The sequence below is a fragment of the Bradyrhizobium sp. B097 genome (genome assembly GCF_038957035.1).
In the GTDB taxonomy this organism is placed as follows: domain Bacteria; phylum Pseudomonadota; class Alphaproteobacteria; order Rhizobiales; family Xanthobacteraceae; genus Bradyrhizobium.
On record NZ_CP152412.1, the window covers coordinates 2,674,420 to 2,699,531 of the forward strand.

Annotated in this window: 25 protein-coding genes; 19 read left to right on the forward strand and 6 right to left on the reverse strand. The window is 64.1% G+C overall.

All coding sequences use genetic code 11. From position 1 onward, the window contains the following. The first annotated feature begins 11 nt into the window (after positions 1 to 11). The 5 genes from AAFG07_RS12365 (at position 12) to AAFG07_RS12385 (ending at position 5,397) form a co-directional block, all read left to right on the forward strand. Entirely contained in the window at positions 12 to 437 is a 426-nt protein-coding gene (locus AAFG07_RS12365; RefSeq protein ID WP_342727509.1) for a DUF4399 domain-containing protein, read from the forward strand. Positions 438 to 591: 154 nt separating this feature from the next. Continuing rightward, positions 592 to 1,338: a transporter substrate-binding domain-containing protein gene (locus tag AAFG07_RS12370; RefSeq protein ID WP_342727510.1), complete on the forward strand. Its 747-nt coding sequence runs from the start codon at positions 592 to 594 to the stop codon at positions 1,336 to 1,338. A gap of 215 nt (positions 1,339 to 1,553) precedes the next feature. Then, on the forward strand, positions 1,554 to 2,378 hold the full coding sequence (locus AAFG07_RS12375; protein WP_342722065.1) for an IS5 family transposase: 825 nt from the start codon (positions 1,554 to 1,556) through the stop codon (positions 2,376 to 2,378). Between the two features lie 403 nt (positions 2,379 to 2,781). Beyond that, positions 2,782 to 3,600, forward strand: a complete 819-nt coding sequence (locus AAFG07_RS12380) for a formate/nitrite transporter family protein (protein WP_342727511.1) — start codon at positions 2,782 to 2,784, stop codon at positions 3,598 to 3,600. A 60-nt stretch (positions 3,601 to 3,660) separates the two neighbouring features. Then, a complete protein-coding gene (locus AAFG07_RS12385; protein ID WP_342727512.1) occupies positions 3,661 to 5,397 on the forward strand; it encodes a bifunctional protein-serine/threonine kinase/phosphatase in 1,737 nt (578 codons plus the stop codon). A 191-nt stretch (positions 5,398 to 5,588) separates the two neighbouring features. On the opposite strand, the gene AAFG07_RS12390 is transcribed toward AAFG07_RS12385, so the two are convergent. Together AAFG07_RS12390 and phaZ are read right to left on the reverse strand one after the other, a co-directional pair. Continuing rightward, positions 5,589 to 6,377, reverse strand: a complete 789-nt coding sequence (locus tag AAFG07_RS12390; RefSeq protein ID WP_342727513.1) for a substrate-binding domain-containing protein — start codon at positions 6,375 to 6,377, stop codon at positions 5,589 to 5,591. A 237-nt stretch (positions 6,378 to 6,614) separates the two neighbouring features. Further along, positions 6,615 to 7,838 carry a polyhydroxyalkanoate depolymerase gene (gene phaZ / locus AAFG07_RS12395; protein WP_212310802.1) on the reverse strand — a complete coding sequence of 408 codons (1,224 nt, stop codon included), beginning with the start codon at positions 7,836 to 7,838 and terminating at the stop codon, positions 6,615 to 6,617. A 171-nt stretch (positions 7,839 to 8,009) separates the two neighbouring features. Between phaZ and AAFG07_RS12400 the strand changes: the two genes are divergently transcribed. The 3 genes from AAFG07_RS12400 to AAFG07_RS12410 all read left to right on the forward strand — a co-directional run bounded on the left by AAFG07_RS12400 (position 8,010) and on the right by AAFG07_RS12410 (position 9,579). Next, a complete protein-coding gene (locus tag AAFG07_RS12400; protein ID WP_342727514.1) occupies positions 8,010 to 8,666 on the forward strand; it encodes a glutathione S-transferase in 657 nt (218 codons plus the stop codon). Between the two features lie 321 nt (positions 8,667 to 8,987). Next, positions 8,988 to 9,422: a cupin domain-containing protein gene (locus AAFG07_RS12405; protein ID WP_212310646.1), complete on the forward strand. Its 435-nt coding sequence runs from the start codon at positions 8,988 to 8,990 to the stop codon at positions 9,420 to 9,422. A 19-nt stretch (positions 9,423 to 9,441) separates the two neighbouring features. Continuing rightward, positions 9,442 to 9,579, forward strand: coding sequence for a hypothetical protein (locus AAFG07_RS12410; protein ID WP_342712494.1), 138 nt, complete (start codon positions 9,442 to 9,444; stop codon positions 9,577 to 9,579). A gap of 90 nt (positions 9,580 to 9,669) precedes the next feature. Here AAFG07_RS12410 and AAFG07_RS12415 read toward each other — a convergent pair whose 3' ends face one another. Next, a complete protein-coding gene (locus AAFG07_RS12415; RefSeq protein WP_029079022.1) occupies positions 9,670 to 9,894 on the reverse strand; it encodes a hypothetical protein in 225 nt (74 codons plus the stop codon). A 195-nt stretch (positions 9,895 to 10,089) separates the two neighbouring features. Here AAFG07_RS12415 and AAFG07_RS12420 point away from each other — a divergent pair, with 195 nt between their 5' ends. Beyond that, on the forward strand, positions 10,090 to 10,461 hold the full coding sequence (locus AAFG07_RS12420) for a hypothetical protein (RefSeq protein ID WP_342727515.1): 372 nt from the start codon (positions 10,090 to 10,092) through the stop codon (positions 10,459 to 10,461). 171 nt (positions 10,462 to 10,632) lie between these two features. Here the strand turns inward: AAFG07_RS12420 and AAFG07_RS12425 are convergent, their stop codons facing one another. After that, entirely contained in the window at positions 10,633 to 11,736 is a 1,104-nt protein-coding gene (locus tag AAFG07_RS12425) for a mandelate racemase/muconate lactonizing enzyme family protein (RefSeq protein ID WP_342727516.1), read from the reverse strand. 243 nt (positions 11,737 to 11,979) lie between these two features. Beyond that, positions 11,980 to 13,221, reverse strand: a complete 1,242-nt coding sequence (locus AAFG07_RS12430; RefSeq protein WP_342727517.1) for an ABC transporter substrate-binding protein — start codon at positions 13,219 to 13,221, stop codon at positions 11,980 to 11,982. 237 nt (positions 13,222 to 13,458) lie between these two features. Here AAFG07_RS12430 and AAFG07_RS12435 point away from each other — a divergent pair, with 237 nt between their 5' ends. Together AAFG07_RS12435 and AAFG07_RS12440 are read left to right on the forward strand one after the other, a co-directional pair. Beyond that, a complete protein-coding gene (locus AAFG07_RS12435) occupies positions 13,459 to 14,298 on the forward strand; it encodes an AraC family transcriptional regulator (protein WP_342727518.1) in 840 nt (279 codons plus the stop codon). Positions 14,299 to 14,349: 51 nt separating this feature from the next. Beyond that, complete coding sequence (locus AAFG07_RS12440) at positions 14,350 to 15,204, forward strand: transglutaminase-like domain-containing protein (protein ID WP_342727519.1); 855 nt, start codon at positions 14,350 to 14,352, stop codon at positions 15,202 to 15,204. A 1,099-nt stretch (positions 15,205 to 16,303) separates the two neighbouring features. Here the strand turns inward: AAFG07_RS12440 and AAFG07_RS12445 are convergent. Then, a complete protein-coding gene (locus tag AAFG07_RS12445) occupies positions 16,304 to 17,314 on the reverse strand; it encodes a polyprenyl synthetase family protein (RefSeq protein WP_342727520.1) in 1,011 nt (336 codons plus the stop codon). Between the two features lie 134 nt (positions 17,315 to 17,448). Here AAFG07_RS12445 and AAFG07_RS12450 point away from each other — a divergent pair, with 134 nt between their 5' ends. The 8 genes from AAFG07_RS12450 (at position 17,449) to AAFG07_RS12485 (ending at position 24,943) form a co-directional block, all read left to right on the forward strand. Next, positions 17,449 to 17,676 (forward strand): DUF2007 domain-containing protein, encoded by a 228-nt coding sequence (locus AAFG07_RS12450; protein WP_092116072.1) that lies wholly within the window; start codon positions 17,449 to 17,451, stop codon positions 17,674 to 17,676. Positions 17,677 to 17,692: 16 nt separating this feature from the next. After that, positions 17,693 to 18,496 (forward strand): methyltransferase, encoded by an 804-nt coding sequence (locus AAFG07_RS12455; protein WP_342729137.1) that lies wholly within the window; start codon positions 17,693 to 17,695, stop codon positions 18,494 to 18,496. A gap of 244 nt (positions 18,497 to 18,740) precedes the next feature. Then, positions 18,741 to 19,664, forward strand: a complete 924-nt coding sequence (locus AAFG07_RS12460; protein WP_342727521.1) for a S49 family peptidase — start codon at positions 18,741 to 18,743, stop codon at positions 19,662 to 19,664. Between the two features lie 116 nt (positions 19,665 to 19,780). After that, complete coding sequence (locus tag AAFG07_RS12465; RefSeq protein ID WP_050403245.1) at positions 19,781 to 19,972, forward strand: hypothetical protein; 192 nt, start codon at positions 19,781 to 19,783, stop codon at positions 19,970 to 19,972. Positions 19,973 to 20,090: 118 nt separating this feature from the next. Continuing rightward, complete coding sequence (locus tag AAFG07_RS12470; RefSeq protein WP_342727522.1) at positions 20,091 to 21,026, forward strand: glycine--tRNA ligase subunit alpha; 936 nt, start codon at positions 20,091 to 20,093, stop codon at positions 21,024 to 21,026. After that, a complete protein-coding gene (gene glyS / locus AAFG07_RS12475; protein ID WP_342727523.1) occupies positions 21,026 to 23,125 on the forward strand; it encodes a glycine--tRNA ligase subunit beta in 2,100 nt (699 codons plus the stop codon). Before AAFG07_RS12470 ends, glyS begins: the two co-directional genes overlap by 1 nt. Before the next feature lie 3 nt (positions 23,126 to 23,128). Next, positions 23,129 to 23,722, forward strand: a complete 594-nt coding sequence (locus tag AAFG07_RS12480) for a class I SAM-dependent methyltransferase (protein ID WP_342727524.1) — start codon at positions 23,129 to 23,131, stop codon at positions 23,720 to 23,722. Positions 23,723 to 23,842: 120 nt separating this feature from the next. Continuing rightward, positions 23,843 to 24,943, forward strand: a complete 1,101-nt coding sequence (locus tag AAFG07_RS12485) for a hypothetical protein (RefSeq protein WP_342727525.1) — start codon at positions 23,843 to 23,845, stop codon at positions 24,941 to 24,943. Positions 24,944 to 25,112: the final 169 nt, after the last annotated feature.

Sequence of the window (25,112 nt, forward strand, 5' to 3'; positions counted from 1 at the left end):
TTGGAGGGGTTATGAAAAGTGCAGGCCTGATCATGCTCGCTGCGGCACTGACATTGCTTGCCAGCCCCGCCACCGCGCAAAACAAGCCGGCGGGGAAAGACACCAAGCTGTATTTCATCTGGCCGCGCGACGGAGCTAAGGTCAAAAGCCCGTTCGCGTGCCGCTTTGGGCTGCGCAACATGGGCGTCACCCATGCCGGCGACGAATATCCGAACAGTGGCCATCACCATCTTCTGATCGACGCGGGTGAGCCGCTCAATCCGAATGAGCCGATCCCGTCGGACAAGTCGCACCAGCACTTCGGTGCGGGCCAGACCGAGACGCAGCTCGATCTGGCGCCCGGCAAGCATACCTTGCAGCTGGTGCTGGGCGACGCCAAGCACTATCCATTCAACCCGCCGGTCGTCTCCGAAAAAATCACCATCCGGGTCAAATAGGCCGATACGGATAGCTCCCTTGCGCGACCGCCGCTTGCGCAAAGCGGCCTCGTGCGGTTTGTTGCGCGCCGCCGGGCGCTAGACCCGGCGTGGAGGGCATCCGATGTTGTCGCGACTGCTGCGTCTGGCTGGCCTCGTTCTGGGAGTGATTGTCATGGCCGTATCCGCCAATGCCGACGCCTTGAAGGATCAGATCGCGCCGACCGGAAAGCTCCGGGTCGCGATCGCGATCAGCCCGGCGGGCGGCGCGTTCTGGTCGACCCGGACCGAGAACGGCTATGCCGGCGTTCCCGTCGATCTCGGCAGGGAGATGGCGGCGCAACTCGGCGTTCCCGTCGAGTATGTCGTGCACCAGAATTCCGGCCAGATCACCGACGCGGCGTCGAGCAACAGCTGGGACATCACCTTCCTGCCCAAGGATCCCGAGCGTGAGACCAGGATGACGTTCGGGCCGATCTACGAGGTTGCCGACGCCACCTATATCGTCAAGCCGGGCTCGACGATCGCGAATTTCGCAGCGCTGGACCAGGACGGCGTCAAGGTCGCTGCCGTCAATGCCACCACCACGATGCGCGGCGCGATCGCGCATCTCAAGCACGCCAAGGTCACGGGCTATCAGACCTATGACGAGATCTTCAATCTGCTGAAGAGCGGCGAGATCGACGCGTTCGCGTTGTCGCGCGACCAGCTCATTGCGATGGCCAAAAAGATTCCGGGCACCCGCGTGCTGGACGAGACCTTCAAGCAGACCGTCACTGCGGTTGCGGTGCCGCTCAACCATCCGCTGGCCGCGGCATTCGCCACCAGGTTCATGACCGATGCGATCGCCAACGGCACGCTGCGCAAGGCCTATGACAATAACGGGCTGAAGGGCTCCCCGGTCCGTACCGAGGTGAAGTAGATCGGCGCGTATCGACCCCATCCCCGTCATTCTCAACTATCCCCGTCATCCTGAGGTGCGAGCTCTTGCGAGCCTCGAAGGATCGACGGCCACCAGCCAGGCCGTGCATCCTTCGAGACGCGCTACGCGCTCCTCAGAGCCTGACCGAAAAAGCAGTGAGTGATTTCAGTCGGCTGTGATTCCTTCGGATTTGCGAAGATTCGAGGGAGTGCACCATGCCATGGACCAAAATCACTCGTGCTCAGTATCTGCGGAACGGACTGCGCTATGCAAGCGACATGACCGACGCGGAGTGGCGTCTGATAGCCAGGAAGTTGCCGGGTCGGCGTCGATTGGGCCGCCCGCGGAAGGTTGATCTGCGCAAGGTGGTCGAGGCCATTTTGTTCATTCTGTCCACCGGCTGCCAATGGCGCGCTCTGCCGCGGGAGTTCCCGCCGTACTCGACGGTGCAAGGTTATTTCTATACTTGGCGCGATACTCGCCGATGGCACAGGATCGTGAAGGCTCTGGTCCGACAGGCACGGCGCAAACTCGGCCGCAAGCCGACACCGACGGCGGCCGTCATCGACAGTCAGAGCGCTTCGACGACACAAGCCGGCGGCCCGCGCGGCTTCGATCCGGGCAAACGTGTTAACGGACGTAAGCGGCACATCGTCACCGATACCAACGGTCTCTTGCTGGCCGTCCACGTTCACCCAGCCAATGTTCAGGACGTGCATGGTGCAGTCCCCTTACTGGAGCGCGTGCGAGAGCGCTTTCCGAAACTGCGTCATGTCTTTGCTGACCGGGTTTATCGCGGAAAGCAGCTTGTTGGCGCGCTCTCCCATTGCGGGCCATGGACCATTGAGATCGTTCAGCGGCCGCCTGGGGTCAAAGGCTTCCAGCTCTTACCACGACGCTGGGTCGTCGAGCGCACCTTCGCGTGGTTCGGCAGGTGTCGCCGCCTCTCCAGAGATTTCGAGGGCTCCGCCTCAACTGAGGTCGCCTGGCTCCTCGTAGCCCATCTCAGACTCTTGACCCGACGCCTCGCTACGCCCTGAAAATACTCAGCTCATTTGGAGTCAGACTCTCAGGATGACGGGGATGGAAAGGCGCGCACTGGGCGACATCTGGGCATGCTGCATAATTCCGCGCCATCGCGCGGGGTGGTTCCTGCGCCACCTGTCTAACTCATTGGATTAACAGGGATTTAGAGCCGTCCGCCAGCGCCCCCAGTTGGCATGTCCATTGCTTTTAATTGCACCAGTCAATGACGACTGCCGTCCTCCGGATTGCCGAAGCCAATGCAGGCCGAGGTGAGGGGATCAAGGCGCCCCGCCCGGGCGTCGCGAGCAATCGTTGCACCCCCTGGCTCACTTCCCGGACGGACGAGCAATTCAACCAACCCGCGTCGCTTCCGGCAGGCAACCGGCGCGGCCGAATTGCGCAAGGGGAATTTTACGAATGGCCTATCTCGCACCGTCCGAATTCGTCACCAAGATGGTGGACGCCGGCGAATCCAAGATCTTCATGTCGACGCGCGACACCGTGATCCGCGCCTACATGGCCGGCGCGATCCTCGCGCTGGCGGCCTGGTTTGCCGTGACGATCAACGTCAACACGGGCCAGCCGCTCGTCGGCGCATTGCTGTTTCCGGTCGGCTTCGTGATGCTCTATCTGCTGGGCTTCGACCTGCTGACGGGCGTGTTCGTTCTCTCGCCGCTCGCGCTGCTCGACAAGCGCCCCGGCGTCACGCTCGGCGGCGTGCTGCGCAACTGGGGCCTCGTCTTCATCGGCAACTTTGCCGGCGCGCTCACGGTGGCGTTCATGATGGCGTTCGTGACCACGTTCGGCTTCACGCAGGAGCCCGACAAGGTCGGCATGACCATCGGAAACGTCGGCGAAGCGCGAACGCTGGGCTACGCGGCGCATGGCGCGGCGGGCATGGCTACCCTGTTCATGCGCGGCATGCTCTGCAACTGGATGGTTTCCACCGGCGTCGTCGGCGCCATGATCTCGACGACGGTGCCCGGCAAGGTCATCGCGATGTGGATGCCGATCCTGGTGTTCTTCTACATGGTGTTCGAGCATTCGGTGGTGAACATGTTCCTGTTCCCGTCGGGACTGATGCTCCATGCCAAGTTCTCGATCATGGACTACCTGATCTGGAACGAAATCCCGACCGTGCTCGGCAACCTCGCCGGCGGCCTCGCCTTCACCGGGCTCACGCTCTACACGACGCATGTGAAGACGGCGCCGAAGCGCCAGCGCCTCGCGGCTTGATCCTGGCCGGCTTATGGGGCTCTCCTGTCACGGAGGGCCCCATCCGCATTGGGACGGTCGATGCCGCGCGCGCTGACAATATCGGTCGGGCAATTCTCTGATCAGGGCCGCAAGGACACCAATCAGGATTTCCACGGCGTCTTGATCCCCGACGAGCCGCTGCTCGGCTTGAAGGGCATCGCCGTGGTGCTTGCCGATGGCATCTCCTCGAGCAGCGTCAGCCGCATCGCCGCCGAGTCCGCGGTCAAGAGCTTCCTGACCGATTACTACTGCACCTCGGAATCCTGGTCGGTGAAGACCTCGGCGCAGCGGGTGCTGGAGGCGACCAATTCCTGGCTCCACGCGCAGACCAGGCGCAGCCAGAACCCCTACGACAAGGACAAGGGTTACGTCTGCACGCTGAGCGCCCTGGTCATCCGCTCGACCACGGCGCATCTGTTCCATGTCGGCGACTCGAGGATCTACCGCGTCGCGGGCAACAGCCTCGAGCAACTGACCAACGACCACCGCGTCGTGATCTCCTCGCAGCAGAGCTATCTCGGCCGCGCGCTCGGCGTGAATCCGCAGCTCGAGATCGACTACCAGAATCTCGCGCTGGAGCGCGGCGACACCTTCCTGCTGGTGACCGACGGCATCTACGAGCACGTCCCCGCGCGGCAGCTCGCGAAGACGATCAGGGATGGCGCGGCCGATCTCGATGCCGCCGCGAAGTCGATCGTCGAGCAGGCCTATCAGAACGGCAGCCCGGACAATCTCACCGCGCAGATCATCCGGATCGACGAATTGCCCGACGGCGACGCCAGCGAGGTGTTCGGCCAGCCCACCGAGCTGCCGCTGCCGCCGCTGCTCGATGCAAGGATGCTGTTCGACGGCTACCGCATCGTCCGCGAGCTGCATGCATCGCACCGCAGCCACATCTATCTCGCGGTCGACGAGGAGAGCGGCACCACGGTCACGATCAAGATCCCCTCGATCGACCTGCGTGACGATGGCGCCTATCTGAAGCGCTTCATGCTGGAGGAATGGGTCGCCCGGCGGATCGACAGCCCGCATGTGCTGAAGCCGTTTCTGCCGCAGCGCAAGCGCAACGTCCTCTATGTCGCGATGGAGTATATCGACGGCCAGACCCTGACGCAGTGGATGATCGATAATCCCGCACCGGCGCTGGAGACAGTGCGCGACATCACCGAGCAAATTGCAAAAGGGCTGCGCGCCTTTCACCGCAAGGAGATGCTGCACCAGGACGTCAGGCCCGACAACATCATGATCGACAGGACCGGTACGGTGAAGATCATCGATTTCGGTTCGACGCGGATCTCGGGCGTTGCCGATGCGGCGCCGGCTGATGTCGAGGACATTCTGGGCACCCAGCAATACACCGCGCCGGAGTATTTCCTGGGCGAGGGCGGCACCGCGCGTTCCGACCTGTTCTCGCTCGGCGTCGTCACCTATCAGATGCTGACGGGCCGCTTGCCCTATGGTGCGCAGATCGCGCGCGCCCGCACCCGATCCGACTTCAACCGGCTGGTGTATCGCCCGGCCGCGCATGGCGGCCGCGAGATTCCGGCCTGGGTCGACGGCACGCTGGAGCGCGCGGTGCACGCCAATCCGCTGAAGCGCTACGACACCTTCTCGGAGTTCTTGTTCGACTTGCGCAATCCCAATGCAAGATATCTGACGACGTCATCGACGCCGCTGATCGAGCGCAACCCGGTGCTGTTCTGGAAGTCGACCACGCTGCTGCTGGCGCTGGTCGTGGTGGTGCTGCTCGCCTACGGCGCGCATCATTTGCGGTAGGGTTTCCAATCTTGGTCCCGTCACCCCCGCGCAAAGGCTCCGCCTTTGCGCTGGAGGAGCGCGCTCTTGCGCGCGTCTCGAAGGGTCGACGGCCACCAGCGGGGCCGATTCATCCTTCGAGGCTCGCCCAGCGGCGCAAGTGCGCCGCAAGGCTCGCACCTCAGGATGACGGGGAGAGAGAGGCGATGCCGCTAATCCGTTGCCCCGCCAGCGATCGGATCCAGCCCGCTCTTGACCAGCGCATCGCGCGCATATGATGAGGCGAGGAAGCCGATCAGCGCCTTGCCGGCTTCGGGCTGTTTCGACGCGGTCGCGATGCCGGCGGAGAACACCGTGATCTTCTGCAGCGGCTCCGGCAAGGGACCTATGATGTCGATGCCGGCAACCGGCTTCAGCTCGGAGATCTGCTGCAGGCCGATCTCGGCCTCGCCCTTGGCGACGATCTCCCCGACCGGGGTCGCCGGGATCATCCGTGCCTTGTCCTTCATCTGATCGGCGATGCCGAGCTTGCCGAACATCTCGGTCGAGACATAGACGCCGCTGGCGCTGTCGGAATAGGCGACCGATTTCGCTGCCAGCAGCGCCTGCTTGACGGTGTCGGCCGAGCCGATGTCCGGCCTCGGTGCGCCTGATTTCACCGCAACGCCGATCGGCGACTTCACGAGGTCGACGCGGCTGTCGGCCGTCACCTTGCCCTGCTTGATGAGGTCCCCCAGCGCATAGCCGACCATGATCAGCACGTCGGCCGGCTCGCCGCGCTCCAGCCGCACCGGAATGGCGTTGGTCGTGGTGCCCATCGACGGCCCGAAGGCGGTCACCACCTTGTGCCCGGTCTTGCGCTCGAATTCCGGCACCAGCGCCTTGTAGGCCGCGGTCAGCCCGCCCGAGATCATGACATGGACTTCGGCGGCGGCTGCGGCTGACGTGAGGGCGAGGGCGCCGATGACGGCGAGCGTGAGGGTGCGGAAGGTGGCACGCATGGAGTTTCTCCCTGGACGATTCTTGGGAAACGGGTCGTCGTGGCCGGGAGACTACTGCGCGGGGGAATGCGTGACTAGCCGCCGCGTCTTTGCGAGGCGCGCAATGACGCAGATGGAGCAGTGTCGAGAGGCGAGATTTCGTAGCCCGGATGAAGCGCAGCGTAATCCGGGACCGGCCTCTCCGCGGAAACACTTCCCCGGATTGCGCTTCGCTTCATCCGGGCTACGCGGAATCCCTCACGAATTCACATGCACGAAATCGCGCAGCAGCGGGTAGATCTCGTTGTTCCAGCGCTTGCCGGAGAACACGCCGTAGTGCCCGACGCCGGCCTGCATGTGGTGCACCTTGCGATAGGTGCGCACGCCGGTGCAGAGGTCCTGAGCGGCGAGCGTCTGCCCGATCGAGCAGATGTCGTCCTTCTCGCCTTCCACCGTCATCAGACCCATGCGCCGGATCGCGGCCGGGTTCACCGGGCGGCCGCGATGCATCAGCATGCCCTGCGGCAACAGATGCTCCTGGAACACGTCGCGCACGGTCTCGATATAGAATTCCGCCGGCAGATCCATCACCGCGAAATACTCGTCGTAGAACGTCTTGATCACCTCGGCCTTGGCGGTCTCGCCCTTGGCGAGATGGTCGGCGAGGTCGATGTGCTGCTTGATGTGGCGCTCCAGGTTCATCGAGACGAACGCCGTGAGCTGCACGAAACCGGGATAGACCTGACGCAACGCGCCCTTGCACTGCATCGGCACGTAGTTGATCAGATTGTCCTCGAACCATTTGATCGGCTTGCTCTTGGCGAATTCGTTCACCTTGGTCGGCAGGATCCTCGTGTCGATCGGTCCGGCCATCAGGGTCAGCGATGCCGGGCGCGCCGGATGATTGTCTTCGGACATCACCGCGGCAGCCGCCAGCGCCGACACCGAAGGCTGGCAGATCGCCACCATATGCGCGCGCGGGCCGAGCTGGCCGAGGAAGTCGATCAGATGGTCGGTGTAGTCCTCGAGCCCGAAGCGGCCCTCCTGGCGCGGGATGTCGCGCGGATTGTGCCAGTCGGTGATGTAGACGTCGTGGTCCTGCAGCAGCGTCTTCACGGTGCCGCGCAGCAGCGTGGCAAAATGGCCGGACATCGGCGCCACCAGCAGGAGCCGCGGCTGCTCCGGTCCGTCCACTTTCCTGAAATGCAGCAGCGAGCCGAACGGCGTCGCATAGGCGACCTCCTCGGTCACCTGGTATTCCCGGTTGCCGGCGGACACGCTGCCGATGGCGTAGTCCGGACGGGCGTAGGTCAGGGTGGAGCGCGAGATCAGCTCAAGCGCCGCCGCGAGCCGGCCGTAAACCCGGTCGGCGGCGCCCTGCGGCACCAGATTGAGGTATTTCAGCGCCGCTGCAGCCCCGGTCCGCCATGGCGCCGTGAGGTCCATGTGGTTCTGATAGGCTTGGTACATCATCGACATCATACGCATCCGCCCCTGGCCCGGCTGGATATGCAATATCGACGCCAGAGAGGGGGCGGGCTGCCCGGCAAATTGGCACGTGGCTTGCTGCAAAATTGAACGGCTCCGGGGCGCGGCGGTTGGACCGGCGCGCGGTCACCGGGGGCGGGACGCGTTCAGGCGTGAGGATCCGATATGGCGAAAGCGACACTCACCATCAGCAGCAAGAATTATTCGTCCTGGTCGCTGCGCGGCTGGCTGCTGGTGAAATTCGCCGGGCTGGAATTCGAGGAGGTGGTCACCGCGCCCGATGACGCCTCGGCGCGGGCCGAACTGCTGCTGCTGTCATCATCGATCCTGGTGCCCTGCCTGCGCCACGAGGGCGCGACCGTCTGGGATACCCTGGCGATCGGCGAGTATCTCAACGAGATCATGCCGCAGGCCGGGCTGCTGCCGGCGGACCGGATCCAGCGCGCGCATTGCCGCTCGATCTCGGGCGAAATCCATTCCGGCTTCACCACGCTGCGGTCGTCGCTGCCGGTCAATCTCAAGGGGCATTTTCCCGGCTTCAAGATCTGGTCGCGGGCGCAGGCCGACATCGACCGTGTCTGCACCATCTGGGGCGATTGCCTCGGCATGTCAGGCGGACCGTTCCTGTTCGGCGAACGCCGCACCATGGCGGACGCGATGTATGCCCCCGTCGTGACCCGCTTCATGACCTATGACGTCAAGCTCGACCCCGTTCTCGCGGCGTATGCCAGCACCATCATGGTGATGCCCGAGATGCAGGAATGGATCGAGGCTGCGAAGGCCGAGCCTGCCGATGTCGAGGAGCTCGAGGTCGAATATTAGGCAGCGTGCGCCAAGGCCAGGCGGCGCGGGCGGCTCAAGCTCCAGGCAGGCCTTGCTCAATGGACGTGCCTTCGGCGTCCGGCACCGGCTGCGCGCGGCCGGCGCGCCCGGCAACCGCCGAGCGCAAATATGTGCCTCGCGCCAAATGCTTCGGCGGCGATATCAGCGCATGGCGGGACCGATCGCCGCAGCACAACCGGGCTGGCAAGGATTTCGCATAGCAACAAGCGAGCTGTGACCGCGACGATGCGACGCTGCCGAAAATTTGGACGCTGAGCCGGCGCCGCGATCTCGCGAACACGAGAACCGTGGAGGCTTGAAATGAACCAGCACGCCGCCGTCAGCAAATTCTCCCACGTCAAACCCGGTGACACCGAGTTCAAGGGCGGAGGTCTGCGCGACTTCTTCCTGTATCGCGATCTCGGCATCGCCGATGCCACCGGCGGGCAGGTGATCTGCCATCTGGTCAAGGCCAATCCCGACCTGCCGCCGGAAGAGGGCACCGGCTGGCACAAGCATCTGTGCGATTTTCAGATCGTCATCATGACCAAGGGCTGGGCGCGCTTCATGTACGAGGACAAGGAGACGCTGGTCGAGGCGGGCGACGTGATCCATCAGCGGCCCGGCATCACCCACTATCTGTTCGATTACTCGAAGGACATGGAATACCTCGAGATCGTCAGCCCGGCCGATTTCAAGACCGTGGATGTGCCGCCGGCAACCGAGACGGTGCCGCCGGTGACGCCGTGGAAATGATCGCGAGGAGGGACCGCAAATGTCGTCCGCGGAGGAATTAACCTTTGTCGTCGGCCGCTGGCTGCGGCCGATCGTCATGCTTCTGTATGTGGTGCGCCGCCTCGGACTGATGACCACATCTAGCCGTGAACAACGGAGTACGTCGCTCGATCAGTGATTCGGACGCGGTTCGTTCCATCCGCGTTCCAAATCTTAAAACGCCTCGCGTGCGCGTCGCGTTTTGAAACAGCGCGCGCCCACGCAGCGCTCAGGCCATGCCCGCCTGCTTCACGCGCGGCATGCGCCAGGCGATGACGTTGACCTCCAGCGCGCCGCCGGTCGTGTCATTACGCCACTGCCCGTCGATGAATCGGCAGGCGAACGGCAGCTGATACGTGCCGCTGTGATCCTCACAAAGCACTTCCACGCGTTGTTCCGGCGAAGGTTCGCCATTGCCGTCGAATTGCGCCAGCCGTTTTTCGCGCGTAGCCATACGATCTGTCTCCACTGCCCAAGGTCGAGCCAAAAGGGGTCGAACCAAACTAGTTCCGAAGGCCCCCGTCCCCACGAGTAGTCCCGGTAATGGGTCAAGCACACCGCTTGAATGCGGTTTCAGTGTGGTATGTGTGCCTGGCTTTCAGCGTCGCGAGCACAAAACTGTGAATGACGCATGTGATTGGGGATGTCGATGATCGCGCGTTTCGCTGCTGCCTTGCTCGTGCCGCTTGCACTCGGCGTCGTCGGAACCGCGCATGCGCAGGACGTTCCCGGCATCGAGATCTGCACCGTCGAGAAAACGATGGAGCGGCGCACCAGCTGCCTGCAGAGCAACGTCGATTTCCTGCAGAAGACGATCGGCAAGCTCACATCGGATCACCAGCAGAAGCTCGACGCCGCCAACCGGCAGGTCGAAAGCCTGAAGGGTTCGGTCGCGACCTTGCAGAAGATCGTCACTGATTTGCAGGCGGCGCAGATCAAGCTGACCGAGGATATGAAGAAGAAGGTCGACGCACCGCCGGCGAAGGATGCGACGCCTGTGGCGAAGGACGGGACGAAGTAGAAGAATTCCATCCGCGACCTCGCTTCACCTCTCCCGCTTGCGGGGGAGGTCGGATCGCATCGCCAGATGCGATCCGGGTGGGGGCTCTCTCCACGATGTGACTCGTGGAGAGAGCCCTCCCCCGCAAGCGGGAGAGGGGGCACACCGTTGTCGTGGCTCGCAGCGTACGTCTCACGCCACCCGATACGTCTCCATCACACCGCGATCCGGCTCGTAGCCGAGCCCGGGGCCCTGCGGCACGGCGACATGGCCATGGGCGTCGACGTCGATGCGGCCGCCCCACAGGCAGGCGGGGCGCTTCATGAAGAAGACTTCGATCAGGCCTTCGTCGCGGATCGCCATCAGATGCAGCGTGGCGAGGAAGCCCGGCCCGAAATAGGGCGAGTGCGGAATCACCTGGACGCCGAACTCGTCGGCGAGCACCGCCACGCGCAAAAATTCGGTGACGCCGCCGACCTTGATCACCGATGGCTGGGCGTGACTGACCGCGCCCGCGGTCATCATCTGGCGGAATTGATGCACGGTGCAGGCGTTCTCGCCGGCCGCGATATCGAGCCGGCCTTCTTTCCGCACCTCCGCGAGCGTCGCAAAATCCTCCGGCGGCCAGACCGGCTCCTCCAGGAACATCGGCGCGGCCTGCTTGCAGTCGCGGGCGAACTGGATCGCCGCCGGTCCGTCCAGCGGGCAATTCATATCGACCATCAGCGGCACGCCGGGGCCGATCGCTTCGCGCGCCGCAGCAGCCGCAGGCACGGTGGTCTCGTGCAGCTTGATCGCGGCGTAACCGAGCTTGATCGCCTTCTTGCATTCGGCGGCGATGTGCGTCGGATTGCCGATCCGCATCAGGCTCGCATAGGCCGGAATCGTGCTGCGCTTGGCGCCGCCGATCAATTGATGCAGCGGCACGCCCTTCGCCTTGCCGGCGAGATCCCACAGCGCGATGTCGAGCGCCGAGATCGCAAACATCGTGATGCCGTAGCGGCCGAATAGATGCAAATTGCGCTGGATCTGTTCCATCGCGGCGGGAATGCTGGCGGCGTCGGGCACCTCGAGGCCGCGGGCCTGCGGCGCGATCATCTCGGCCACCGCCGCGCAACTCGTCTTCGGGCAGACATAGGCGAAGGCATCGCCCCAGCCGGTCAGGCCGGCATCGGTCGAAACCTCGACCAGCACCATGTCGAGCGCCGAGATCGCGGAAGCGCCCTGGCGGAAGCTTGCAGGGCCGGCGTCATAGGGAATGCGGATATGGTGGGCGCGGACGTCGGTGATTTTCATTGTTGTTGTCCTTCCGATCGCAGGATTTAGCAGGATGTCCCTGGAGCTCGTGAGGGCCGGACGCGGCAGCCTGGACAGCGCTGCTGCGGCGCGCCCGGGTTCCAGCCATCGCAGGTCTTGGTTGTAAAGCCTTGCTTGTGGCGAGTCTTGCCCGTGACAAGTCTTGCTCGTGAATCGTGTCGAAGACGTGGATGCCCGGCGTGGCGCCGGGCATCACGAACTCCGAAATTGTGGAGAAGGCTGCTACGAACTCTTCTCGCCGCTCATGATGGGGCCGAACCGCTCCCAGCTCTCGCCCTTGAAGCGCATCATCTGCAACTGCTCGATCGGTGCATAGTCGTCCGGTCCGGTCTTGATCTTGGTGCCGGGCAGATAGATGCCGATCTCGAAGTTGAGGCTCGCCGCCTGCTTCATCAGGTTCTCGCGGGTGAGGTTGTCGCCGCATTGCCGCAACACCTGCTCCAGCCCCTTGGCGACGCCGTAACCGAACACGGTCGAGGCGTCGTTCTGGTCGCCCTCAGGATACCATTTGGTCATGAAGGCGCGCCACTCGTTCATGGCCGGATCGTTCTTCCACTCGTGATCCGCGGGATCCTTCAGATACTGGGTCGACAGGATGTCCTGGCTCGCCTCATAGCCGGCGGGCTTCATCACGCCGCCGATCGAGACGGAGACGTTGGTCAGGAACTGGACCGGATGCCAATCCAGCTCGGCAGCCTTCTTGATCGCCTGCGCCGCGAACTTCGGCGTCGCGATGTTGACGAAGATGTCGGGGTTGGCGCCCTTGATCTGCACGATCTGCGAATCCACCGTCGGCGACGTGGTCTCGTAGGAGGATTCGACGACGATCAGTTTCTTGGCCGCATCGCCGAGCCCCTCATGCAGGCCGATCAGATAGTCCTTGCCGAAATCGTCGTTCTGGTAGAGCACGCCGATGGTCTTGCCGGGATATTTCTGCAGGATGTATTTGGCATAGATGCGCGCCTCGACCTGGTAGCTCGGCTGCCAGCCCATGGTCCACGGAGAGTTCTTCGGATCGTTCCACTTGGCGGCGCCGGTGGAGACGAACAGCTGCGGCACCTTCTTGGCGTTCATGTATTTCTGGATCGCGGTGTTGCCCGGCGTGCCCAACGGATTGAAGATCAACAGCACCTCGTCGCTCTCCACTAGCTTGCGGGCCTGCTCGACCATCTTCGGCGGGCTGTAGCCGTCGTCGTAGGAGACGAAGTTGATCTTGCGGCCGTTGATGCCGCCCTCGCTGTTGACCTTGTTGAAATAGGCGGCTTCCGTCTTGCCGATCGTGGCGTAGGCGGATGCCGGACCCGAATAGGGCATGATGTTGCCGACCTTGATCTCGGTGTCGGTCGCGCCCGGATCGTATTTCTTCTGGGCGTTGGCTGCGCTGGCGACGGCGATCGTCAAAAGCCCCGCAAGCGCCGCAGACTTGACGCAGTTGACATAGCTCAGGCGGTGGTGATGCATCATTGTCCTCCCTGACATGCTGGCCGCGGCTCGTGCAGTCTTGATTTTCGGGCAGCTTGGTGAGCCGTCGGATCGATGCAACTGCGAGTATGCACGATTGCAGCGGTGTTGCCAGCGACGGCTTTGCGGTAAAATTTCGCAGAGCGGAACCATAGTTTCGCCGCCGCGCAGCAAGGACTGTCAAACGCCGCGCGCGGCAGCCGTGCATGATGCCCGAGCTTTGCAGGAAGGCCGTCGTCCATGAATCCAGCCCAAAAGGCGCTCTGGTACATCGAAAGCCACCTGCGCACGTCGCTGACGCTGGATGATATCGCGGTCGTTGCCGGGGTCTCGCGCTTCCATCTGGTGCGGGCGTTCGCGGAGGCGACCGGGTTTTCGGTGATGCGCTACGTGCGGGCGCGCCGCCTCAGCGAGGCCGCGCGCGAGCTCGCCGCCGGTGCGCCCGACATTCTCACGCTCGCGCTGGATGCGGATTACGGCTCCCACGAAGCATTCACCCGCGCGTTTCGCGACCATTTCGGCGTCACGCCGGAGACGGTGCGCGCGACGACGTGCCTGACCAAGCTCAAGCTTCAGGAGCCGATCACCATGATCTCGACCGCTCTCGATCACATCGATCCGCCGCGCATCGCGACCGGAAAGGCGTTTCTCGTCGCGGGGGTCGGCGAGCGCTACAACCACGCCAATGACAGCACGGCCGGCATCCCGAACCAGTGGCATGGTTTCCACCAGCAATGCGCGCATATTCCCCGCCAGGTCGGTGACGTTGCCTATGGTGTCTGCTGCAACGGCGACGATGCCGGCAATTTCGACTACATCGCAGGTGTCGAGGTCGCCGATTTCTCGGACCTGCCGCGCGAGTTCGCGCGCGTCCGGATCCCGGCGCAGAAATATGTGGTGTTCACCCACGCCGACCACATCTCGACCATCCGCCGCACCGTCAACACGATCTGGAATCGCTGGCTGCCGCAGGCCGGCATGAAGGTCGCGGACGCGCCGAACTTCGAGCGCTACGACGACAAGTTCGACAAGAACAGCGGTAACGGCGGGCTGGAGATCTGGGTGCCGGTCGAGGAGTAGCGGCCGGTGTGGTGGTTGCGCGGGAGGCGAGACTTGCGGGAGACCTTTCAGATGAACGTCGACAGGTACGAAAGACCGGTTGCCATGAGCGATCCGGGGCGTCACGCCGCGCTGTTCGAAAGCCTGCCGCGAGGCGCCGGCGCGCTTGCCGCGACTGTGCAGGGTCTACTGATCCATCAGCACATCGCCCCGGCCTATGGGGTTACGCTCGGCGGCGACCGGCAGGCGCAATCGCAGGTCCGCGCTGTCGAGAACATGCTGGATGAAATCGTGACGCGCAACGCGCGGCCGCTTGCCGTGGCGCGTGCCGTCAACGAGCGGCAGGTCGGTGTGTGCAGGCACTTCACGCTGCTTCACGTGGCGATGTTGCGCACGCAGGGCATTCCGGCGCGCGCCCGTTGCGGGTTCGGCGCCTATTTCGAAGCGGGAAAATACCTCGACCATTGGGTGACGGAGTACTGGAACGAAGACAGGAAATGCTGGGTATTGTTCGATTCCCAGATCGACGATCGCCAGCGTGAGCTGTTCGGGATCAGGTTCGATGCAGCCGATGTCCCCCGAGACCAGTTCCTGGTCGCGGGCGATGCCTGGTCGCTCTGCCGCGCCGGGCGCCGTGATCCCGGCGCCTTCGGCATCCTCGACATGCACGGACTCTGGTTCATTGCGGGCAATCTTGTCCGCGACATCGGCGCGCTGAACAATCGCGAGATGCTGCCGTGGGACGTTTGGGGCGCCATGCGCATGCAGGACAGCGAACTGGATCTCGCGTTTTTCGACCGGCTGGCAATCGTCAGCCGTGAGCCCGATGCTCACGCCGATGAACTCAAGGCGCTTGATCGCGATGAGCGGGTGCATGTTCCCGCAGCCGTGTTCAACGCCGTGCTCGACCGCGTGCAGGACCTGTAGCTGCAGGTCGCGGGCGCGCCGAACGTTCAAGCGCTGCCGATGTGTGATTCACACGCGGCGCCACGAACTCGCCGTCGTCCCGGCGAAGGCCGGGACCCATAACCACCAATGCTCGTTGTTGAGCGACGCAGTGGCCACAGCCTTCTTCAGCAACCTAACCCTGTGGTTATGGGTCCCGGCCTGCGCCGGGACGACACCGTGGGCGTGGCGAGCTCAATGCGAGCGCGCGATCCGGTACGCCGCGGCCTCTCGGTTCACGCACGGACGTCTCTGGAATACTGGATCACCCGCATGCGCGGGTGATGACGGTGCATGGTCTGGCAACTTGAATCGCGAACCATCCTCGCCGTCGTCCCGGCGAAGGCCGGGACCCATAACCACCAATGCTCGTTGTTGAGCGACGCAGTGGCCACAGCCTTCTTCGACAACGCAGCCCTGTGGTTATGGGTCCCGGCCTGCGCCGGGACGACACCGTGGGCGTGGCGAGCTCAATGCGACCGGGCGATCCAGCACGCCGCGGCCGCTCGGTTCACGCACGGGCGTCTCTGGAATACTGGATCACCGGCATGCGCGGGTGATGACGGTGTGTGGTGTGGCAACCTGAATCGAGAACCATCCTCAGCGTCGTCCTGGCGAAAGCCAGGACCCATTACCCCAAATGGCAATCGTTGTGCGACGCTGGGGCCACGATCTCTTCCACAATCAAATTCGGTGGCTATGGGTCCTGGCTTTCGCCAGGACGACGATATTTTGCGACGGCGGTGCGCCACACACTCGATGTCGTCCCGGGCAAGCGATGCGCGACCCGGGACCCATAACCACAAATGCTAATTGGTTTGCAAAGCTGGGGCCACTACCCGCTTCAACAATGCAGCCCTGTGGTTATGGGTCCCGGCCTGCGCCGGGACGACGTCATTTTGTGACGGACAGCGCAACAAACTCGCCGTCGTCCCTGCGAAAGCAGGGACCCATACCACGAGTGGTTATTGTTTGAACACTTCGGAACGACGACTGCCGTTCACAACTCTCGCCGCGGCGTACGGGTCCCTGCTTTCGCAGGGACGACACCGTGTATGCGGGCGCAGTTTGCTCTGCGAACTTAATGCGATCTTGCGAGGCAGAACGCCACGACCTGTTCCAGCGCCGTCTTCATCGGCGAGGACGGGAACAGCGCCAGCGCGTCGACGGCCATTGCGCCGTAGTGCTGGGCGCGGCTGATGGTGTCCTCCAGCGCGCGGTGCTTGGTCATCAGTCCGATCGCGTGATCGAGGTCGGCCGCTCCGATCTCGCCGCGCTCCAGCGCGCGGATCCAGAACTGGCGCTCGGTGTCGTTGCCGCGGCGGAAGGCGAGCACCACCGGGAGCGTGATCTTGCCCTCGCGGAAATCGTCGCCGACATTCTTGCCGAGTTTTGCCGATTTGCCGCCATAGTCGAGCACGTCGTCGACGAGCTGGAAGGCGATGCCGAGATTCATGCCGACCGAGCGGCAGGCGGTCTGCTCAGCCTTCGGGCGGTTGGCGATCACGGGACCGACCTCGCAGGCGGCGGCGAACAGCTCCGCCGTCTTGCCGCGGATCACGGCGAGATACTCGTCCTCGGTGGTCGCGGTGTTCTTGGCGGCGGCGAGCTGCATCACCTCGCCCTCGGCGATGGTGGCGGCGGCGGCGGAGAGAATGTCGAGCGCGCGCAGCGAGCCGACCTCGACCATCATCCGGAACGCCTGGCCGAGCAGGAAGTCGCCGACCAGCACGCTGGCCTCGTTGCCCCACAGCATCCGCGCGGACAATTTGCCGCGGCGCAGCTCGCTCTCGTCGACCACGTCGTCGTGCAGCAGGGTCGCGGTGTGCATGAACTCGACCGCGGCGGCGAGCTTGATGTGGCCATCGCCTGTGTAGTCGGCGAGCTGGGCCATCGCCAGGGTCAGCATCGGGCGCAGCCGCTTGCCGCCTGAGGAGATCAGATGATTGGCGACCTCGGGGATCATGGTGACCTCGGAGCCGGTCCGCGAAAGGATGGTCGCGTTGACGCGCTCCATGTCGGCGGCGACAAGTCCCACCAGCCCGTCGATCGAAGCATCGGACGGGCTTTCGAAGGGTACAATAACCGCCACGCTGGTCTCCAATTTTGCCGAATTCGCACTAGCTCAGCTATAACAATAGAAACTGCGAAGGTGTGCGGCAAGGCCACGAAGTTGTTGACATGTGATGCATTGGCCGCACAGCCGGGCGGAGAGGAGAGTGGATTTTGCGGGAATTGGTACGGACCAATGACGTGGTGCTGGTCTCCGCCGTCGGTGCGCTGCTCGACAGCGCTAACATCCATCATCTGGTGCTGGACCAGAACATGAGCATCATCGAGGGCTCGCTCGGCGTGCTGCCGCGGCGGATCCTGGTGCACGAGGACGACAACCACGAGGCCCGCCAGCTCCTGACCGATGCCGGCCTGGGCCACGAATTGCGGGCCGATGACTAGAGCGTTTTCAAGCGAAGTGGGCCCCGGTTCGCGTGAAGAAAACGCGTCAAAAAACGAGTCTCCGGCCGCTGAAATCACCGAAGACGGATTCCTCGGCGGGCAATTGCGGCTGCGGCAGCCCCGCAGCGGCCACCGCGCCGGTCATGACGCGATCCTGCTGGCCGCGGCGACGCCGGCGCGATCAGGCGACCGGGTCGTCGATCTCGGCTCCGGCGTCGGCGCCGCCGGGCTGGCGGTGGCGCGGCGGGTGAAGGAGATCGATCTGGTTTTGGTCGAAATCGACCCTGCATTGGCCGAGCTGGCCCGGAATAATGCCAGCGCCAACGCGATCATGGCCGAGGTGATCGTGCTCGATGTCGAGGCCGGCGCCTCCGCTTTCGATGATCTCGGACTTGCGCCCGACAGCGCCGACGTCGTGCTGATGAACCCGCCGTTCAACGATCCCTCCAGGCACCGCGCCTCGCCGGACGGCGTGCGGCAGCGCGCCCATGTCGCGACCGCGACCACGCTCGCTGGCTGGGTTCACGTGGCGCGGCGGATCCTCAAGTCGAACGGGCAGCTTGCGATGATCTGGCGGGCCGACGGGATTGCCGAGGTGCTGGCCGCGCTGGATCGCGGCTTCGGCAGCCTCGAGATCCTGCCGGTTCACGGCGAGGTGACCTCGCCGGCGATCCGAATCCTGGTGCGGGCCACCAAGGGCGGCCGGGCGCCGACGCGGCTGCACGCCGCGCTGTTGCTCAATGAAGAGTCAGGTGTGCCCAATAAATGGGTGCAGGAGATCTTGGCTGGGAAAGGGGAATTGCCGCTGGCGCGGCGCTGACGGGCAGGGATGCTGCCCGCGTCGTACTGGCACTAAATCACTGCGGGGCCGTTTCCGACTGGCGTTCAGGCCTGGATGTGAAGTGGATCGCGGTCAGAAGTGTACCGATCAGCAAAATCAGCAGGTAGATCTTCATGGCTCCCTCTCCGCCGCGCGTTGCAACCCCAATGACAAAATGCAAAACGCGTTCCACGAAATCCAATGACACTGGCGTGATAAAAAGTGGTTAATTCGAGGTAACGGCATGAGTGAACAAACAAGTGATCGCCAGGGACATTCCGGAGGACGTTCGGGATGGCTCGAACGCGCGCAAGGAATGTTGCCGGCACGTTTCCGGCGCGGCATGGCTGTCGTGCCGGTGGTGCGGCTGTCGGGCGTGATCGGCGCGGTGACGCCGCTGCGGCCCGGCATGTCGCTCGCCGGCGTCGCCAAGATGCTGGAGCGCGCCTTTGGCACGCGGAACGCCAAGGCGGTAGCGCTGGTGATCAATTCGCCGGGCGGCTCGCCGGTGCAGTCCCGGCAAATCTATCTGCGCATCCGGCAACTGGCCGCCGAGAAGAAGCTGCCGGTGCTGGTGTTCGTCGAGGACGTCGCGGCCTCCGGTGGCTACATGATCGCCTGCGCCGGCGACGAGATCTATTGCGATCCGTCCTCGATCCTGGGCTCGATCGGCGTGGTCGGCGGCAGCTTCGGCCTCGAGGGGCTGATCAAGAAGATCGGCGTCGAGCGGCGGCTCTATACGGCGGGCAGCCACAAGGCGATGCTCGATCCGTTCCTTCCCGAAAACCCCGACGACGTCGCCCGGCTGAAGTCGATCCAGCGCGAGATCCATGCGATCTTCATTGCGCTGGTGAAACAGAGCCGCGGCAGCCGCCTGAAGGGGCCCGACGACGAGTTGTTCACCGGCGAATATTGGGCGGGCGAGACCGCGATCGGGCTCGGGCTTGCCGATGGCATCGGCGACCTGCGCGCGACGCTGCGGGCCCGCTATGGCGAGAAGGTGCTGACCCCGGTGATCGCGCCCGCAAGCGGCATGCTGTCCGGCCTGCTCGGCCGGCGGGCGCCGGGGGCGGGGTCGATGGCGGCGCTGGACGGGCTCGCAAGCCTGCCGGACGATTTGATCTCGGCGGTCGAAACCAGGGCGATTTGGGCTAGATTCGGGCTCTGAACACGGGGATTTGAGCGCGCCATTTAGCCCCAAAAGCGCGATTGCAGCGCAGGCCGCCTTGCGCGAGAATACCTTCCATTGGGGGCCTGACAGACGTGAACGACAAGGATCGACCGATGCCGCCGCTGATTGCATTCGCAGGCGTCCTGGGTGGCCTGGCCGTGGTCCGCTGGGCATACAAGACGGCCGTCCGGATCAACCAGGAACTGGAAGAGGCGCGATTGTCCCGCGTGGCCGAGACCACGCGTGCAAGCGAAATCAAGACCCTGCGCCGCGACCCCGTGACCGGCGCCTATCGTCCGGGCTAGCGAACTCTGAAAAGCCGCAAGAAGCGGTGCCGGATTTCCGGCATCGCCTTGATTCCATTGGCTGCCGCCGATACGGTCCCGCGCGCTTCAAAACCCCCTCGCGAGACCTGTACTGACGATGGACGCCCTGCCTGACCACATGCGCCCGGAACGTTCGTTCCAGGGCTTCATCCTGGCTCTCCAGCGATTCTGGGCCGAGCAGGGTTGCGTCATCCTGCAGCCCTACGACATGGAAATGGGCGCCGGCACCTTCCATCCCGCGACCACGCTGCGCGCGCTGGGGCCAAAGCCCTGGAACGCGGCCTATGTGCAGCCCTCGCGGCGGCCCAAGGATGGCCGCTATGGCGAAAATCCCAACCGGATGCAGCACTATTACCAGTTCCAGGTGATCATGAAGCCGTCGCCGCCGAACCTTCAGGACCTGTACCTGAAGTCGCTGGCCGCGATCGGCATCGACGCCGCCGTGCATGATATCCGCTTCGTCGAGGACGATTGGGAGAGCCCGACGCTCGGCGCCTGGGGCTTGGGTTGGGAATGCTGGTGCGACGGCATGGAAGTCAGCCAGTTCACCTACTTCCAGCAGGTCGCCGGCGTCGAATGTGCGCCGGTCGCGGGCGAGCTCACCTACGGGCTCGAGCGGCTCGCGATGTATGTGCAGGGCGTCGATCGCGTCTACGACCTCAACTTCAACGGCCGCGAGGGCGCCGAGAAGGTCACCTATGGCGACGTCTTCCTGCAGGCCGAGCAGGAATATTCGCGGCACAATTTCGAGTACGCCGACACCGCGATGCTGTTCGAGCAGTTCAGGATGGCGGAAGAGGCCTGCCGCAAATATCTCGCCGCCGGCTGGCGCGAGAACAGCAATATCAAGGAACATCTGATGGCCTTGCCGGCCTACGACCAGTGCATCAAGGCGAGCCACGTGTTCAACCTGCTCGACGCCCGCGGCGTCATCTCGGTGACGGAGCGGCAGAGCTATATCGGACGCGTGCGCGACCTGGCCAAGGCCTGCGGCGAGGCATGGATCCACACTGAAACGGGCAGGGCGGTCTGATGCCCGATCTCCTCCTCGAACTGTTCTCCGAAGAAATTCCCGCGCGCATGCAGGCCAAGGCGGCGGACGATCTGCGCCGCATGGTGACCGACAAGCTCGTCGCGGAAGGCCTCGTCTATGAAGGCGCCAAGGCGTTCGCGACCCCGCGGCGGCTTGCGCTCACCGTGCACGGCATTCCCTCGCGCCAGCCCGATTTGAAGGACGAGCGCCGCGGCCCGCGCGTCGGCGGACCCGAGCCCGCGATCCAGGGCTTCCTGAAGGCCACTGGTCTCACCTCGATCAGCGAGGCCAAGATCCAGACCGACCCGAAGAAGGGCGATTTCTACATCGCGTTGATCGAGAAGCCCGGCCGCGCCGCGATCGACGTGATCGCGGAGATGATCCCGGTGATCATCCGCACCTTCCCCTGGCCGAAATCGATGCGCTGGGGCGCGCGCTCGGCCAAATCAGGCTCGCTCACCTGGGTGCGCCCGCTGCACGCCATCACCGCGACTTTTGGGCTCGAGACCGAGGAGCCTGACGTCGTCAAGTTCTCGGTGGACGGCATCGAGGCTGGGCAGACCACCTATGGCCATCGCTTCATGGCACCGGGTGCGATCAGCGTGCGCCGCTTCGAGGATTACGAGGCCAAGCTGAAGGCCGCCAAGGTCATCCTCGATCCGCAGGCGCGCAAGGACATCATCCTCGAGGACGCCAAGGAACTGGCCTTCGCGCAGGGCCTCGAACTGGTCGAGGACCAGGTGCTGCTAGATGAGGTCTCCGGCCTCGTCGAATGGCCGGTCGTGATGATGGGATCGTTCGAGAAGGAATTCTTGTCGATCCCGGACGAGGTGATCCGCGCCACCATCCGCAACAACCAGAAGTGCTTCGTGGTCAAAGATCCCAAGACGGGGAAATTGACCAACAAGTTCGTGCTGACCGCCAACATCGAGGCGCCCGATGGCGGCAAGACCATCGTCGCCGGTAATGAACGCGTGATCCGTCCGCGGCTGTCCGACGCAAAATTCTTCTACGAGACCGACCTCAAGACCAAGCTGGAAGGCCGGCTGCCGAAGTTCGAGCAGATTGTGTTCCACGAGAAGCTCGGGACGCAGGCGGAGCGGATCAAACGCATCGAGCGCTTGGCGGCCGAGATCGCGCCGCTGGTCGGCGCCGATGTCGAGAAGACCAAGCGCGCAGCGCGCCTCGCAAAGGCGGACTTGCTGACCGAAGTGGTCGGCGAATTCCCCGAGTTGCAGGGCCTGATGGGCAAATACTACGCGCTGGCGCAGGGCGAGGATGCGTCCGTCGCGGCTGCGAGCGAGGAGCACTGGAAGCCGCAAGGTCCGACCGATCGCGTGCCGACCGATCCGGTGAGTGTGGCGGTGGCGCTGGCGGACAAGCTGGATACGCTTGCGGGGTTCTGGGCGATCGATGAGAAGCCGACGGGATCGAAGGACCCATACGCACTGCGCCGTGCGGCGTTGGGCGCGATCAGGCTGATCGTCGAGAACACGTTGCGCCTGCCGATCCTGAAGGCAGCCAAATCCGCGTTGCTCGGGCTGTCGGTTAAGACTGATGCGGAAACGCTGCCGAACGACCTGCTCGCCTTCTTCGCCGACCGCCTCAAGGTCCAGCTGCGCGACCAGGGCGCGCGTCACGATCTCGTCGATGCCGTGTTCTCGCTCGGCGGCCAGGACGATCTCTTGCTCGTCGTCCGCCGCGTCGAGGCGCTGGGCAAATTCCTCGACAGCGACGATGGCAAGAACCTGCTTGCGGGCACAAAGCGCGCCAGCAACATCCTCAGCATCGAGGAGAAGAAGGACAAGCGTACCTTTGACGGCGCGCCTGACGCCGCGCTCTATAAGCTCGATGAAGAGAAGATTCTCGCGAAGGCGATCGACCAGGTGAAGGCCGAGGCCTCCGCCGCCGTCGCCAAGGAAGACTTCGCCGGTGCGATGAGCGCGATGGCAAAACTGCGTCCGGCGGTCGATGCCTTCTTCGACAAGGTCAAGGTCAACGACGATGACCCCAAGGTGCGCGAAAACCGCCTGAAGCTGCTCAACGAGATCCGCGCCGCGACGCGCGCGGTGGCAGATTTCTCCAGGATCGAGGGCTGACCGATGGATCGCGCAACGCTCGCCGCTTACGACAAGGAGGCGGCGGCGTTTGCGCAGGACTGGCACGACCAGCCGGCACCTTGCGACCTGCAGGAGATCGTCGGGCAGTTCTTCATCAAGGGCGGCGCGACCGCCGATATCGGCTGCGGCAGCGGCCGCGAGGTGGCGTGGCTGAATGCCAATGGCTTTCCGGCCGAAGGTTTTGACGCGTCCGAGGGCCTGCTGGCGGAAGCTCGCACCCGCTATCCGGCGCTGCGCTTTGTGCGCGCCGAATTGCCCGAGCTGTCCGGCATCGCCTCTGGCAGCTTCGACAACGTGCTCTGCGAGACCGTGATCATGCATCTCGATCACGCGCTGATCGCGCCGTCGGTGCGCCGCATGTTCGAACTCGTGAAGCCCGGCGGTATCTCCTATCTGAGCTGGCGCGTCACCGCGGGTGACGATGCGCGCGATGCGCATGGTCGGCTCTACGCGGCGTTCGATACCGCGCTGGTGCGGGCTGAACTGGCGGCAGCCGAATTGCTGCTCGATGCGGAAGTCGTCAGCGCCTCGTCCGGCAAGGTCATTCACCGTATCGTGGCGCGGAAGCGCGTCTGATCGGGCCCTCAGAAATATTTCGAAACAATTTGCAATTTGTTAACCATGCCCTGCGAGGGTCCTGGCGAGTCAACGATTTCTTAAGAAATCGCCCCTCGCGCCAATGCAGGGACCTCCCCGATGACCTCGATCGGCACCACGCCAAATCCTTACGCCCAATACGGCTCGGCCTATGCGCGGGCCGCCGCGACACCCTCGCTGGCGGCGACCTTGTCAGGCGACGGCAGCGCCGGTGACCTGTCGACATCCGCGACACCGAGCGCTGCGACCAACCTCACGCTGTCGGACGTCGCCCGCGCGCAGCTCGCCAAGGCGCCGCTGCCGGATTTCGCGACCGTCACCAACGACGCGCGCGTCACGCTCGACCGGCTCTACACGGTCGCGGGGGTGAAGAAGCCGATCGTCGACGGCAAGACCACGATCGATCTCTCGACACTGGATCGCCGCTCGCTGTTTGCGATCTCGACCAACAATGGCGGCAAGTTCACGCCGGACGAGCAGGCGGTCGCCGCCACCGAACTGAAGCAGCGCTTCGACAAGGTCTTGGCGCCGTCGCTTGCGACCACCCGCCTGACCGGCGACTACAGCGTCAGCTACAAGTCGGCGCTCGACTATCTCGACGGCGCCAGCGATGAGGAAAAGGCCACCGCAACCTGGGCCAATCAGCGCGCCGCGGTGCTGAAAGGCTATCAGGCGACGCAGCAGGATCCGAACAAGGCGCCGGCGGGAATTTCAGGCGACCCGATCGCGGCCGCGCTGGCGGGAACCACGCCTCCTGCGACGGGTAAGCCACGTGATTTCAGCAGCGTAGCGAGCGACGTGCGGGCCTTCCTGGATCGGCTGAAGAGCGAGGCGGCGAGCAACGGCAAGCAACTGGTTTACGATTCCCGCCGCAAGACCGGACAGCTCGCCGACCTGTCCTCGCTCGACAACCGCTCGCTGTCAGCGATCTCGCTGAACCAGGACAAGAAGTTTTCAGGCGAGGAGATCTTCGCGGCCAAGCAGGAACTCAACACGCGGACCCGCCTTGCCGTGCTCGATGCGCTGAAGCAGAGCCAGTCCGCCGGCGATCCGCGCCAGTTCAGCCTCGGCATCCTCAAGCAATATTCCTCGATGAGCGCGGAGGAACGCCAGGCGGCCAACTGGACGCAGGATTTCCAGGACGCCGCGATCAAGAGCTACAAGTCGACCTCGACGCTGCTCTCGATCCTGAAATCGTAGATCGCGACGACACTAGAACGCGATGAGATTAGGTCGAATAGCACCGCGAAGGCGGTTCGCTCCCTCTCCCGCTTGCGGGGGAGGGTTGGGGTGGGGGCTCTCTCCGCGAGTCACATCGTGGAGAGAGCCCCCACCCGCATCGCATCTTCGATGCGATGCGACCTCCCCC